At 45.9% G+C, this 13,005-nt stretch carries 17 protein-coding genes; 1 reads left to right on the forward strand and 16 read right to left on the reverse strand.

Going from position 1 to position 13,005, the window contains the following annotated elements:
- Positions 1-56: 56 nt before the first annotated feature.
- The 15 genes from folD to spoIIIAA form a co-directional block, all read right to left on the reverse strand.
- Entirely contained in the window at positions 57-914 is an 858-nt protein-coding gene (gene folD, locus PUW25_RS17365) for a bifunctional methylenetetrahydrofolate dehydrogenase/methenyltetrahydrofolate cyclohydrolase FolD (protein WP_076313089.1), read from the reverse strand.
- A gap of 66 nt (positions 915-980) precedes the next feature.
- Positions 981-1,433 carry a transcription antitermination factor NusB gene (gene nusB, locus PUW25_RS17370; RefSeq protein WP_076313090.1) on the reverse strand — a complete coding sequence of 151 codons (453 nt, stop codon included), beginning with the start codon at positions 1,431-1,433 and terminating at the stop codon, positions 981-983.
- A 145-nt stretch (positions 1,434-1,578) separates the two neighbouring features.
- Positions 1,579-1,812, reverse strand: coding sequence for a DUF2273 domain-containing protein (locus PUW25_RS17375; protein WP_047911053.1), 234 nt, complete (start codon positions 1,810-1,812; stop codon positions 1,579-1,581).
- Between the two features lie 13 nt (positions 1,813-1,825).
- Positions 1,826-2,368: an alkaline shock response membrane anchor protein AmaP gene (gene amaP / locus PUW25_RS17380; RefSeq protein ID WP_047911052.1), complete on the reverse strand. Its 543-nt coding sequence runs from the start codon at positions 2,366-2,368 to the stop codon at positions 1,826-1,828.
- Between the two features lie 96 nt (positions 2,369-2,464).
- Complete coding sequence (locus PUW25_RS17385) at positions 2,465-2,878, reverse strand: Asp23/Gls24 family envelope stress response protein (RefSeq protein ID WP_274337335.1); 414 nt, start codon at positions 2,876-2,878, stop codon at positions 2,465-2,467.
- Positions 2,879-2,991: 113 nt separating this feature from the next.
- Positions 2,992-4,335 (reverse strand): acetyl-CoA carboxylase biotin carboxylase subunit, encoded by a 1,344-nt coding sequence (accC, locus tag PUW25_RS17390; RefSeq protein WP_047911051.1) that lies wholly within the window; start codon positions 4,333-4,335, stop codon positions 2,992-2,994.
- Between the two features lie 71 nt (positions 4,336-4,406).
- On the reverse strand, positions 4,407-4,889 hold the full coding sequence (accB, locus tag PUW25_RS17395) for an acetyl-CoA carboxylase biotin carboxyl carrier protein (RefSeq protein ID WP_047911050.1): 483 nt from the start codon (positions 4,887-4,889) through the stop codon (positions 4,407-4,409).
- 140 nt (positions 4,890-5,029) lie between these two features.
- Positions 5,030-5,776 carry a SpoIIIAH-like family protein gene (locus PUW25_RS17400; protein ID WP_047911049.1) on the reverse strand — a complete coding sequence of 249 codons (747 nt, stop codon included), beginning with the start codon at positions 5,774-5,776 and terminating at the stop codon, positions 5,030-5,032.
- 56 nt (positions 5,777-5,832) lie between these two features.
- Positions 5,833-6,474 carry a stage III sporulation protein AG gene (gene spoIIIAG / locus PUW25_RS17405; protein WP_047911048.1) on the reverse strand — a complete coding sequence of 214 codons (642 nt, stop codon included), beginning with the start codon at positions 6,472-6,474 and terminating at the stop codon, positions 5,833-5,835.
- Positions 6,475-6,506: 32 nt separating this feature from the next.
- Positions 6,507-7,247: a stage III sporulation protein AF gene (gene spoIIIAF, locus PUW25_RS17410; protein ID WP_047911047.1), complete on the reverse strand. Its 741-nt coding sequence runs from the start codon at positions 7,245-7,247 to the stop codon at positions 6,507-6,509.
- 4 nt (positions 7,248-7,251) lie between these two features.
- The gene (gene spoIIIAE / locus PUW25_RS17415; RefSeq protein ID WP_420799986.1) at positions 7,252-8,373 is read right to left on the reverse strand and encodes a stage III sporulation protein AE; all 1,122 of its coding nucleotides are present in this window, start codon (positions 8,371-8,373) and stop codon (positions 7,252-7,254) included.
- A gap of 94 nt (positions 8,374-8,467) precedes the next feature.
- Positions 8,468-8,857: a stage III sporulation protein AD gene (spoIIIAD, locus tag PUW25_RS17420; protein WP_274337336.1), complete on the reverse strand. Its 390-nt coding sequence runs from the start codon at positions 8,855-8,857 to the stop codon at positions 8,468-8,470.
- Positions 8,858-8,891: 34 nt separating this feature from the next.
- Positions 8,892-9,095 (reverse strand): stage III sporulation protein AC, encoded by a 204-nt coding sequence (gene spoIIIAC / locus PUW25_RS17425; RefSeq protein ID WP_047911045.1) that lies wholly within the window; start codon positions 9,093-9,095, stop codon positions 8,892-8,894.
- Between the two features lie 17 nt (positions 9,096-9,112).
- Positions 9,113-9,631, reverse strand: coding sequence for a stage III sporulation protein SpoIIIAB (spoIIIAB, locus tag PUW25_RS17430; protein WP_274337337.1), 519 nt, complete (start codon positions 9,629-9,631; stop codon positions 9,113-9,115).
- On the reverse strand, positions 9,624-10,610 hold the full coding sequence (gene spoIIIAA, locus PUW25_RS17435) for a stage III sporulation protein AA (protein ID WP_274338421.1): 987 nt from the start codon (positions 10,608-10,610) through the stop codon (positions 9,624-9,626). The genes spoIIIAB and spoIIIAA overlap by 8 nt, the downstream gene beginning before the upstream one ends.
- A gap of 278 nt (positions 10,611-10,888) precedes the next feature.
- On the opposite strand from spoIIIAA, the gene PUW25_RS17440 reads away from it, so the two are divergent.
- Positions 10,889-11,626: a 2-phosphosulfolactate phosphatase gene (locus PUW25_RS17440; protein WP_274337338.1), complete on the forward strand. Its 738-nt coding sequence runs from the start codon at positions 10,889-10,891 to the stop codon at positions 11,624-11,626.
- An 87-nt stretch (positions 11,627-11,713) separates the two neighbouring features.
- Here PUW25_RS17440 and PUW25_RS17445 read toward each other — a convergent pair whose 3' ends face one another.
- A complete protein-coding gene (locus tag PUW25_RS17445; RefSeq protein WP_047911041.1) occupies positions 11,714-12,967 on the reverse strand; it encodes an aspartate kinase in 1,254 nt (417 codons plus the stop codon).
- Positions 12,968-13,005 lie beyond the last annotated feature (38 nt).

Genomic DNA, 13,005 nt, shown 5'->3' on the forward strand with positions numbered 1-13,005 from the left:
CGATTCAAATCTTTAATTGAATAAATGCGCTCTTCAGCCAGAGGAATCACTCCTTTTTAGACAAGACCATGAGCACGCTTAGCGGACAGAAGAGTATTCTGCATCAGCATCGTTATTGTCATAGGGCCAACTCCGCCTGGAACAGGGGTGATGGGTCCAGACACCTCACTAGCACTCGCAAAATCCACATCGCCTGCAAGCTTTCCGTTCTCAAGTCGATTCATTCCTACATCTATAACAACGGCACCTTCCTTGATGTAGCTTGCATCGATGAAATTAGCCCGTCCAATAGCGACGACAAGAATATCAGCCTGACGCGCAATTTCTTTCATATTTGAGGTACGAGAATGACACATCGACACCGTAGCGTTTTCACGCTGAAGGAGTAAAGATACCGGTTTGCCGACAATATTACTGCGTCCGATAACAACAGCATGCTTGCCTGCAATCTCAATTCCTGTACGTTTGATCATCTCAATAACGCCCGCAGGTGTACATGGCAGAAGACTATCGTCCCCAATTACCAGATTACCCACATTGACAGGATGGAACCCATCCACATCTTTTTCAACAGCAATGGCATTGATCACTTTCTTCTCATCAATATGACCCGGAAGAGGCAATTGAACCAGAATACCGTTAATGCTCATTTGACGATTCAGTTTGTCAACAAGAGCAAGAAGATCCTCTTCACTTGTATCACTTGGAAGACGATGAACCTCTGAATAGAAGCCCAAATCATGGCATGCTTTTTCCTTATTGCGAACATACACTTGTGATGCAGGATCTTCGCCGACCAGTACCACGGCCAGACCTGGCACTATATTTTTTGCCTTCAGCTGCTGAACTTCTTCTGTAATCGAATTTCGAATATCTTCTGAAATTTGCTTTCCGCTAATAATTGTTGCCGTCATGTCTCTTCTCTCCCTTGGATCCAAACTTTATAAACATCCGTTATGCATTAGAATCATCGTACACTATTATTTAACACGAGCCTTCAGAGCTTCAACATCCTGAATCATTTTTCCTAATACACCATTTACAAATTTCCCTGACTCATCTGTTCCAAAATGTTTAGAGAGCTCAATCCCTTCATTTACTGCTACCTTGGCAGGGACGTCCTCACGATACAACATCTCGTAAGCAGCCAGTCTCAGAATTTGGCGGTCTACGCGGGACAATCGGCTGACCTGCCAGCCCTTCAAATAATCAGCCAGCAGACTGTCGAGTGCTTCTTTGTTCTCCCAGATGCCGCGTACATGCTCTAGCACATAGGCATGCATTACCGCCTCATTCTTGATAACCACTTCACCTTCATTTTCTTCTGCAGCTTCCTCAAACAGCATATCCACTGCAGCTTTCGCCTCGACCTCATTCATTTCCATCTGATACAGACTTTGAACCACGATTTCCCTTGCCAAACGTCTTTTCATTTCCTGCCTCCTGCTTCATATCTAATCTATCCGTGATTTACAATGTATTCTTCACACAAAAAAACCTGTGCTTATGCTATTCTTCCCAAAAACGGGCATGAAGACTGCAGCTCTTTTTTGGAGTAAGAAAAGCATATCACAGGGTTTATTTGAACGGACGCCAAACATTAAGCAGATAGTCAAGCCAGCTGCGCCATGGAATGACGTTGCTAAACTTCTGATCGCTTCTTCTGCCAAGCGTATATCCGATAAACACCACGAGTGCAAAGAACAACATATCCCAAAAACCAACCATCAAATAAATAATACCTAAAAAAATCCCACCGGCAATGCCTAAAATCCGGCCTTTATAACTGTCCCAGATTTCCTTCCACGGCATCCATCAACCACCTCTATTCCACTCGGCTCTTATAGTTCGGTGATTGCACAAGATTGGCGATGTATACCGATACGACTGCTACCGGAATCCCAGTAATGTCTTGTACATGATCATGTACTGCCTTTTGAAGCTCGCTTGTCAGCTCCGGAATGGAACTTTCACCGTCAACTACAGCACGGATTGTAATCTCAAGACCAGACTGGGCGACCTGGATACGTGACTTCACCTCACGCACGCCACGGAATTTGGATGAAGCTTTCAGACACAGATTTTCAATCGTCTCCATGGATATTTGAATATCCCCGTATTCCGTCTTCTGATCAACCGAAGGATAAGTGTTATGGTCCCTACGTACAGAAATGTAGAAAAATCGGATACTAAGCAGAAACAAGATGATCGCCACAGTCAGAATGACTGCCATGAGCATCTGTTCATTCTGAATATACATATCCAAATCAGGTACAAGTCCGCTAAACAGGAGGATGATAATTACTGATACTACACCAACAACTAAACTGTATAAAAATAACAGAAGCCTGTCCAGTATTTTAGCCACGAACGTATTCAACCTCCCAACATCAACAACTAGTATAAAAAAGATGGACTAAACCCCTGGCGCATGACGCCGGGGGTTTATAAGTTTCAGATCATTTTATTTCACGCGCTGAGGGCTGATCTCAGGTTGATCGTCAAGCTTCTCTTGATTCTTGAATTGAACATCGTGAATCTGAACGTTTACTTCGACGACCGTAAGTCCCGTCATATTCTCAATCGAGCGCTTAACATTCTGCTGAATTGCGGAAGCGACTTCCGGAATACGATGTCCATATTCAATAATTACAGAAACATCAACAGCAGCCTCGCGCTGGCCTACTTCAACTTTGACGCCCTTTGAGGGGTTCTTACGTCCTAGCAATTCCGCAAATCCGCCTGCAAATCCGCCGCTCATGCCTGCCACGCCGCCAACCTCAAGGGTTGCAAGTCCAGCAATGACTTCAATAACTTCCGGCGCAATTTGGATCTCGCCAATATCCGTTCTCTCAAATTCAGTCGGCACTGTGCTCATCTCATTTAACACACCTTTCAATAGTAAGTTTCCTCGTCCACAAGAAAGACATGCGTACTTATTATTCATACTATAGCATTCGAGGGACTTTATGACAAACAAGCCTGCCAAATTTAAATTTCATTTTCCTCTAAGAATTTGATATCAAAGTCACCTTTGGAGAAGGCCGGATGATCAAGCAGTCTTTGATGGAAAGGAATCGTCGTAGGGATCCCTTCTACAGCAAATTCGGACAAGGCGCGCTTCATCTTCGCGATCGCTTCATCACGAGTCGGTGCCCACACGATCAGCTTGGCAATCATGGAATCATAGAAAGGCGGAATGCTGTAGCCTTGATATGCTGCGCTGTCTACCCGTACACCAGGTCCACCCGGTGCAAGATAGAAATCAATCTTACCCGGTGCAGGCATGAAGTTACGGCTCGGATCCTCTGCATTGACTCTGCATTCAATGGACCACCCGTCAATGACGACATCCTCCTGTGCAAAGGAGAGCGGGCTTCCTTCAATGACTGAAATCATTTCCTTAATCAGGTCAATCCCTGTGACCATCTCGGTGACCGGATGCTCAACCTGAATACGTGTATTCATCTCCATGAAGTAGAACTCACCGTTCGGGCTGAGGAGAAATTCCAGTGTACCCGCTCCACAGTAATCGACAGCAAGTGCTGCACGTACGGCGGCATCACCCATCTTCGTACGTGTTTCTGGGTCCAATACTGGACAAGGCGCTTCTTCAATAAGCTTCTGTCTTCGGCGCTGGATTGAGCAATCTCTCTCCCCTAAATGAACCGCATGTCCATGCTTGTCAGCAATGATCTGAATCTCAACATGCTTCATTCCCGTCAAAAACTTCTCCAGATAGACACCAGCGTTGCCAAAAGCCTTCTGGGCTTCCTGCTGTGCTGCCACGATCTGCTTCACAAGATCTTCCTCGTCTTCAGCAATTCGGATTCCTTTACCTCCGCCGCCTGCAGTCGCCTTAATAATTACAGGATAACCGATATCTCTGGCGATCATAACTGCTTCTTCGACACTCTCCACGAGACCATCAGAGCCCGGAATGACAGGAACACCCGCATCCTTCATCGTTTGTTTGGCTACCGCTTTGTCCCCCATCTTCGTGATGGCATCAGCGGAAGGGCCGATAAAGGCAACATTGCAGGATTCACAAATCTCCGCAAAATCTGCATTCTCAGCCAAAAAACCGTAGCCAGGGTGAATTGCGTCACATTCAGTTAATGTGGCTACGCTCATAATATTAGTTATGTTAAGGTAGCTGTCCTTGGATAAAGTCGGTCCGATACAATAAGCTTCATCTGCAAGTCTGACATGGAGTGCGTCACGATCCGGTTCTGAGTAAACAGCTACCGTTGCAATACCCATTTCCCTGCAAGCTCTAATAATCCGAACGGCGATTTCTCCGCGGTTTGCTACCAATATTTTTTGAAATTTCATGATTACCATATCCTCCTTTGGAGCATTGACCTATTTACGCTGCTATCTATAGTCATTTCACCAACAGGAGCTTACTCCGGTTTGACCAAGAACAAAGGCTGACCATACTCAACGAGCTGTCCATTCTGTACAAGAATTTCTACAATCTCGCCTTTCACGTCAGCTTCAATTTCATTCATCAGCTTCATCGCTTCTACAATACAAACGGTTGACTTCTCTGTAACCTTGCTGCCAACATTGACAAAAACGCCAGCTTCAGGGGAAGGTGCAGAGTAGAACGTACCGACCATCGGAGACACAATTTTATGTAAATTGCTGTTTGCAGTCGCTTGTTCCTGTACGGGCGCAGCAGCCGGTGTTTCGATTGCTTGTGGTACAGGCTGAACCTGGCTTGTTACTGGATAAGCACTGACCGCAGCCGCTGCTTGGACAATTTCAGTCTTGCCTGGTTTACGAATGGTCAGTCTGGACCCTTCATTCTCAATTTCAAGCTCCTGTACGGAAGACTCGTCAATAACCTTAATTAATTCTTTGATTTCATTTAATTTAAACATTTGTTATTTTCACTCCTTCGGCATACTGCCATATTCACTCGGACAGTCATAACTTTATGTATTATATCACAAACACTAAAAATGGAAAGAGCCCAAGAATTAAGGGATTCTGGGCGCTTCCCAACTTGCTTGCAGCTTATTTATTCTTTGACATATTGAACCCGGACTTTGTCCTGCGTTACATCCAGCTCGCTGATAACCAGATCAACAATGTTTACCGCGTCGATCGCCTCCAGCTTCTCGCTGATCACAACCACTTTGTACTCATTCTCTTCCTCTTGAACAATAGCGTTTGCATACTGCTGGGAGAGCTGTTCCTCAATACCTAGTATTTTCTCATTTTTTTCCTCTAATATACGCAATTGTTCCAAAGCCTTTGCATTTTCTTCCGGTGTTTTTGTCGCGTCGGATGCTGCAGCCATCAAATCATTTGAGAGCTTGCTATTCTCTGAAGAACGTTCCCATTGGTAATTCTCGAAGACCGTGATTGCTGAATTAGGGTCATCCTGAGCTTCCAGCTGGTTCAGTACATCTTCATCTGTCTTTGCTTCTTCCGTTGCTGCCTCTGTCTCTGTACCTGTGCCTTCAGTGCTTGGTGCTGCCGCATCCGTTTGTTCCCCGGTTGCTGCTGGTTCTTCCGAAGTGTTAACCGGTGCTCCTGTTTCGTCTGTTTGCTCACCTGTTGCTGGTTCCTCAGTTACAACTTCGTTCAAGACAAGCCCTTCCAGTGTGTTTTGAGCAGAAGCTTCTTCGGCATTACTCATCTGCCCTGACTCTGCAGTCTGATTGGACGATCCTGAATCATCCGTGAATAGATAATAAGCGGATAGAACAACCATCAGACTCAGCATCGATACGAGCCATATCGTTTGTCTTTTGTTTTTCATTTTTTATATTCCTCCCACATTGGATCAAGATTAAGATTAGGCACTAATTCAGTGCATTATTGCTGTTTTCTGGGTACGACTGAAATTCTGTACGACGGAACGTTCAGACCTTTCTCCACCGCTTCAACGATAAGGTCCTTAACCACTTTGTTCTCTGCTCCCTTGGCAACAACGAGTACCCCTCGAACCTGAGGCTTGATCTTCTTCGTAATGATCGGCACCTCATCGCCGGATTCATTGTAAGTAACAATCTCACCGTTGCGTGTATATTGGGTAATGTTTCGCTCACCGCCGTTCGCGTCGGTCTCCTCCGTGTTTTGCTGGGAGTCCTGCATGTTACGCTGAACGATGATCTCTTCGGTAGAGTCAATAGTCACCATAATATCCACGGTTCCTACACCAACGATTTGCTCAAGAATTCCTTTCATTTTATCCTCAAACGATCTTTCGATCGTATCAAAAGGGGTGGCCTCATTGACGGAAGACTCAAAGGCTGACTGTACACTGGTCTCCTGCGGCGGTTCTCGCCCTACGTTCTCTGGTTCAATCTCTTTGACGTTAACAAAGGAGCTAAGAATCACGATGGCAACGCCGATCAACCCCACAATGATTAGCCAGCGAAACGTTTGTCCTCGCTTAGCAGCTCCATCCTCGCTTGATCCAAGCCATTTATTTAACTGATCTCTGAATTTCCCCATGTTATATTCACCTCGCTTATATCATTCTGAATTCAATAATTGTTATCTGTAGAAGGAATAAGAATCCGAACCCGCTCAGGATTCACTTCCCATTCCTGTTTAAGCAGCTCTTCAATCAGACTGATCTCTGTCATTGTCATGGCTGAAACGGCTTCGTCATCTGTGGTGGTTCCTTGATCATCCTCTGCATTCATCGTCTCAGATGCATTCACATGAATATCACTTGGTTCCACCGGCTGAATATAGATCGGTCCAAGCTCATCATCCGTCTCTTCAGGAGGACGCTGCTCTTCCTGTTGCGCTGAATAGGTGTCAGCAATAGCGACCTCCACACTTGTAATCCCGGTCTCCCCTGATTTCTTTCCCGACCTCTCAAGAGCTCCGAGCTGCACAGTAACCGACTTTACGGGCAGCTGTGATTCCTGCTCAATCTGTGCCTTCATCTGATCCGCAACCTCATTGGCTGCCCAGTCCATGGCACTCATTTCATGCTGCTGTGTGAGCTCTCTGCTTTTGTCCATAATTTCAGATAGTGTCATGTCCTGCTCCTCTGTAGAGCCTCCGCCCCAATCCGTTAAGGCGGCACTTAATCTTTCATTCGAATCCTGGTTAATTAAATTGATGATCGGTGAAATCAGAGTAAGCAGAATAAGCAGACTCAGCACTAATTTGACATATCGTTCCATGGATTTGTTCGGTAGAAGCATATCCACGAATGTGGCGAGAAGCACCACCAGTATTAATTCCCTGAGCCAGCCGCTGAGCCATTCCATCCTCTCACCTCAACATCACCGTCATATTTCCTGCAGTCAGCATAATCGTGATGGCTAGAAAGAACATGAGACTCACTGCCGCAAGGGCAGCGAATACATAGATTAAGCTTTTTCCTATCGCTTGGAGGCATCCAACAATAGGTGTATTGCCAAGTGGCTGCATGATCGCTGCTGCGACGTTATAGATCAGTGCCAGTGTCAGTATCTTCAATGCAGGAAATGCGCAGATGAACAAGATGATGATCACTCCCGCGAGTCCAATCGAGTTCTTCACGAGCAGCGAAGCGGAAATGACCGTATCTGTTGCATCGGCGAGCACCTTCCCCACAACAGGAACGAAATTACCGGATACATATTTAGCAGCTCTGATGGTCACGCCATCTGCTACGGAGCTGGTAGCCCCCTGCACGGATATGACACCGAGGAAGATCGTCAGGACCACACCGAGCAGCCCCACGCCGATTATTCGCAGCAGATTCGCAAGCTGAGTAAGCTTAAATTTGTCAGTTAATGAGCTGACCAGGTGCAATACTGCCGAGAAGAACAGCAGCGGAAATACAATCTTATAGATCACCATACTGATGGTGTGAATCATGAACACGATCAGTGGATGAGTAACCGATACGGTAATGATATTTCCCATAGATGCCAGAAGCGCAAACAGCAGCGGAATCATCGCAAGCATGAAATCAATCATCTGGTCGATGGCACCCTTTGCATAGCCGATAGCCACGTTAAAGCTGTTGATCGAAATGACGACGATGACCATGTAACAGATTGCATAGGCCACCTTACTGATCGTGCTCTTCTCAAAAGCCGTCTGTAGCGTTTCTAGAATCATGCTCATAATGTTCAGCATGATAATAGTGACCAGCAGCTTTCCGTTAAACAGGATTTCATGGAGCAGAAATCTGCCGATCGCGCTGAATATATTTTTCAGGCTGAGTCCTTCACCGCCGGGAAGGAGCATGTCCATGAAGGAGGGCAGCTGTCCTTCAGGAAAAAAACCGCCATAATCATTAATGAGAGACTGCCAATACCTCTCGACCTGCTCTGTGGGCAACTGCTCCAATTGTTCTCCAGCCCAGTCTGTAACGGGTGAGCTGGCGAATACATTCGTACCCAAGGCGAAGAAAAAACAGATGACAAATACGATAACGATTCGTTTATCCTGACGGTGATGCCACTTATTGATCACATCCTTTATCCTCCGCCTCCACTCATACCGGCAGCAGCTTCATTACCGTTTCGATAATAATGCTGATAATCGGTATGGCCAGTACCAGAATCAACACTTTGCCGGCAAGCTCGATTTTTGAAGCAATACTTTCTTGACCTGCATCTCTTACAATTTGTGCTCCAAATTCTGCGATATAAGCAATGCCAATGATCTTGAGAATGGTCTTAAGATGTACTTCATCCATTCCTGAGGATTCCGCCATTCGTTCCAGTACGCTAATAACACTGCCAATCTTGCCAATAACGAACAGAAAAATGAGTATCCCAGCTGTGGTTGCAATCAGAAACGCAAACATGGGCTTTTGCTCTTTCACAATCAAGATCAGGATGGTTGCGATTAGTCCAAGTCCTACGATTTGTATAATTTCCATGTTATGATCACCTTTTGTTTACCTTAAGCCTGCTTTAATGGAACAAGAATATAGACTTGATCTCCTGAAGCAAATTGTCGAGCATGCGAACGACCATGAAGAGCACAACAACAAATCCGATTACGGTAACCCAGTGTGCCATATCTTCTTTGCCCATTTGCTTGAGCACCGTATGGATCATCGCTATGATAATTCCGATGCCTGCGATCTGAAATATTGCATTTACTTCTAAATTCATTTGAGTATGGCACCTCGCTATAAGATCAGGATGACGATCAGCGCCCCGACCAGAAGTCCAAGACTGCGGCTCATCTTCTCATACTTTATTTGATCGTTCCGGGCCGAAGCTTCCTCATGATTCAGCTGCTGAATGGCAAGGGTGATATGCTTGTTCTGCTCTTCCCGGTCACTCGTTCCCAGGCTGAAGCTGAGTTGGCGAATCGCTTCTTTTTCCGGCTGCTTCATCGCTGTTTGGCTCCAATAGCGATTCATCGCATGCTGAAAGCTCTCTTGAGCCGACAGGCCCTGTGAAGAATTCATATGATCCGCAGCCGAGATAAACAAACGCCCAAGCGGTTCACTTGCCTGTTTACCAATTTGACTCAAGGCTTCGGCAAGAGGTCTGTAGCTGTAATTGATCTCTGTTAAAAGTCGCTGCAGCATCAATGTAAGCTCCCTGATCTGCTTCGGTCGTGAGGCAAATTGATTCGCCTGATAAAAACCAGCAAGCGTCCCTGACAATAAAATAAGGACGGAACCAATCAGCTTAAGCATAAGTGCCTCCTGTGGTCATTCCTTGCTGATGCATGCCTTGAGGATGCAAACTCTTGTGCCTCATATCGGAGATTTTGTACTGAAACCTTTTTCCTGTTCGATCCAGAATAACGATTAATTGAAAATAATCTTCACTCATCAGCTCATGCAGCGCAGGTCTGCGTTTAAGCTCGGATAGATCTCTTCCATGGGCTGAAGCGATGACGGATATCCCTGCACCCAGCGCTTCCTTAATCGCCTCTGCGTCTTCCTCCCGTCCGATCTCATCTACAATAAGTACTTCCGGTGACATAGAGCGAATCAGCATCATCATTCCTTCGGCCTTCGGACAAGCATCCATGACATCGGTTCTCGGACCAACATCAAAAGTCGGGACCCCTTTATAGCTGCCTGCTATTTCTGAGCGCTCGTCCACAATGCCGACCTTAAAGCTCTTTCGTTCATTGCTTCCCATACTGATCTGTCTTGACATATCCCGGAGAAGTGTTGTCTTTCCCTGCTGCGGAGGAGATAGGATGAGAGTATGCTTGATTCGTGAGGTCTGAGGGTCCAGAAGGTGTGGCATCAGCCTGTCCGCTGCTCCTCTGATTTCCTTCGCAATTCGAATGTTGTACCCGCTGATATCTCTCAGGTGCTCAACCTTTCCGCCCTTTAAAACGGTTCTTCCAGCTAGTCCAATTCGGTGTCCGCCTGGAACTGTAATGAAGCCTTTTCTCAATTCTTCTTCCAATGTATAAAGGGAATGATTGCTGATTAGATCCAGAAAACGATAGGTGTCATCTCTTGAAGGCTTGTACGCTTCACTTGGCTTTTTAGACGGGCTACCTTGTTTTGTAACGAAATAATGTTCACCATTGGTATTGATCTCCATCGGTCTGCCTTCCCGAATTCTTATTTCTTCAAGCGTTTCTAGCAGCTGCAGGGGAATATATTCCAATATTGTTTTTAATGGAGTCGGGAACAGGTCCAGCCATTTCATATAAGCACCCCCTTAACTCGTGCACGTTTTCTGAGAGCTACTTCCGGGTCGTTTTTGTTGGTCTTAACCCATATGTATGCCTGTACCTGTTTTTTATGACGGGAATCTATCAATTTTTTCATTAATTAAGAGGAAATATAGCAATTGTCTATATCACCTCTATTAAGAGAATTTCTACTCTCTATAGGCACCTGCCCTGTTCATTGTGCATATGGTAAGCTAACAGACTCCCATTTCAATGACTGAGGTGGAAGAAGCAAGTTAGGGAGGTGATTTTTTTGCGTATAGATGTCGTTGCGAGTGTCAGTGAGGTAAGATCTGAAGATCTGGTACACCGAAACGCTGTCGTTATTGATGTATTTCGAACTTCCAGCACCATCGTTACGGCGCTCGCCCACGGGGCAGCCTGTGTCATTCCGGTTGAAACGGTTCCTCAGGCTAAGCAGCTTCAATATGAGGATATGATTCTTGGAGGAGAACGATTCTGCAAAAAAATAACAGGCTTTGATGCGGGTAACTCACCTTTGGAATATACGAAAGAACTGATTCAAGGAAAAAATGTGATCTTAACGACGACAAGTGGAACAAGAGCGCTCATAAAGGCTTCTAAAGCTCTAACCGTCTTCTCTGCATCCTTTCTCAATGCGAGAGCATGCGCGGAGATCCTGGTTCATCTTGATCGAGATGTTGTTCTCTTATGTGCGGGAAGCCAGGATCGATTTGCCCTTGAGGATGGATTATGTGCCGGAATGCTCATCGATGATCTAAAACATATGACCCAGCAGCAGGTGCGTTCCAACGATCTCGGTATAACCGTTCATCAGGCGTACCTTCACAACAAGGATCAGCTGAAGAAAATAGTGTATGAAGGAAACGAGGCCAAACGTCTTATCAAGCAAGGCCACGCCCTGGATGTGGACTACTGTTTAGAGATGAATAGCAGCTCCATTGTGCCTGTACTTGAGAGTAACCAGGTGATCCGGCCTTGGACAACAAAAAAAGATCTGCACAATTAATGTGCAGATCTCCAGGCCGTCGATCAGTTCTCGGCAGCTATGATTATAACTTGTAACTAGTAAAATACTTGTGATAAACACACTTCGTTATCTGCGGTCCTGCGGACCACCGACAAAAGCTTTGACATCGGTGTCCAGGTTATAAGCTGTATGCAGCGCTTGAATAACTTCATTCAGCTTGTTGCCTTCGATGACACAAGAGACTTTAATCTCAGAGGTGCTCACCATCTTAATGTTGACCCCTTGTTTAGAAATAACATCAAACATTTGAGCGGCTACGCCAGGATGGCTGACCATTCCTGCACCCACGATAGATACTTTAACCAGGTTCTCTTCAAAAGTAACTTCACGATAAGGAAGCACCTGCTTCATACTATTGATAACCTCAATTGCACGCTCGCGATCATCCAAGGCTACAGTGAAGGAGAAGTCCGCTTTACCGTCACTAATACCGCTCTGTACGATGATATCTACGTCTAGCTGTGCTTGAGCCAGTGCACCGAACATACCGGCCAGCACTCCTGGAATATCCTCTACTCCCAGAATACTAATTCGTGCTACGTTTTTATCATAAGCGATGCCACTTACCACTACTCCCTGTTCCAATGCCGCTTCCTCCTTCACAACCGTTCCTTCATTATAGTTAAAGCTTGAGCGTACAACCAAAGGCACCTTAGAATGCTTCGCATATTCTACTGCACGCGGATGCAGGACCGCGGTACCCAGGTGAGCCAATTCAAGCATTTCATCGTACGAAATTTCTTTGAGCTTACGAGCTACTTTGACGATTCGGGGATCTGTCGAATATACGCCATCAACATCGGTGTAGATCTCGCAGGCATCCGCCTTGATTGCAGCAGCCAGAGCTACAGCTGTTGTATCCGAGCCGCCCCGGCCAAGTGTCGTAATTTCTCCATCCGCCGTAATACCCTGGAAACCTGCAACAATGACGATCTTGCCTTCATCAAGTGAACGCAGCACCTTCTCCGGGTTAATATCCGTAATTCTTGCTTTGCCATGTACCGGCTCTGTCACAAATCCTGCCTGCCAGCCTGTATATGAAACTGCTTCTCGGCCGAGCTGCTGAATAGCCATGGACAGCATCGCGATCGATATTTGCTCACCTGTCGTCATCAGCATATCGAGCTCCCGCGCCGGAAGCTTACTATTTAACAATTTCGCTTGGTCAATCAAATCGTCAGTTGTATCTCCCATTGCGGAAACGACAACTACACATTTATGCCCTTCATCCTGTTTCTCGGCAACACGTTTGGCTACCCGTTGCATCCGTTCTGTATCTCCAACAGAACTGCCTCCGAATTTCATTACGAACAAAGACAAACCGAACTCACTCCCTACAGTATGTAACGTAAGATTGT

Origin of the sequence: Paenibacillus urinalis (assembly GCF_028747985.1) — a bacterium.
GTDB classification, from domain to species: domain Bacteria; phylum Bacillota; class Bacilli; order Paenibacillales; family Paenibacillaceae; genus Paenibacillus; species Paenibacillus urinalis.

Bases quoted from the DNA above. Each gene is read 5' to 3' on its own strand.
- folD (WP_076313089.1), bottom strand. From the start codon at position 914: ATGACGGCAACAATTATTAGCGGAAAGCAAATTTCAGAAGATATTCGA.
- nusB (WP_076313090.1), bottom strand. From the start codon at position 1,433: ATGAAAAGACGTTTGGCAAGGGAAATCGTGGTTCAAAGTCTGTATCAG.
- PUW25_RS17375 (WP_047911053.1), bottom strand. From the start codon at position 1,812: ATGCCGTGGAAGGAAATCTGGGACAGTTATAAAGGCCGGATTTTAGGC.
- PUW25_RS17385 (WP_274337335.1), bottom strand. From the start codon at position 2,878: ATGAGCACAGTGCCGACTGAATTTGAGAGAACGGATATTGGCGAGATC.
- accC (WP_047911051.1), bottom strand. From the start codon at position 4,335: ATGAAATTTCAAAAAATATTGGTAGCAAACCGCGGAGAAATCGCCGTT.
- accB (WP_047911050.1), bottom strand. From the start codon at position 4,889: ATGTTTAAATTAAATGAAATCAAAGAATTAATTAAGGTTATTGACGAG.
- PUW25_RS17400 (WP_047911049.1), bottom strand. From the start codon at position 5,776: ATGAAAAACAAAAGACAAACGATATGGCTCGTATCGATGCTGAGTCTG.
- spoIIIAG (WP_047911048.1), bottom strand. From the start codon at position 6,474: ATGGGGAAATTCAGAGATCAGTTAAATAAATGGCTTGGATCAAGCGAG.
- spoIIIAF (WP_047911047.1), bottom strand. From the start codon at position 7,247: ATGGAATGGCTCAGCGGCTGGCTCAGGGAATTAATACTGGTGGTGCTT.
- spoIIIAD (WP_274337336.1), bottom strand. From the start codon at position 8,857: ATGGAAATTATACAAATCGTAGGACTTGGACTAATCGCAACCATCCTG.
- spoIIIAC (WP_047911045.1), bottom strand. From the start codon at position 9,095: ATGAATTTAGAAGTAAATGCAATATTTCAGATCGCAGGCATCGGAATT.
- spoIIIAB (WP_274337337.1), bottom strand. From the start codon at position 9,631: ATGCTTAAGCTGATTGGTTCCGTCCTTATTTTATTGTCAGGGACGCTT.
- spoIIIAA (WP_274338421.1), bottom strand. From the start codon at position 10,610: ATGAAATGGCTGGACCTGTTCCCGACTCCATTAAAAACAATATTGGAA.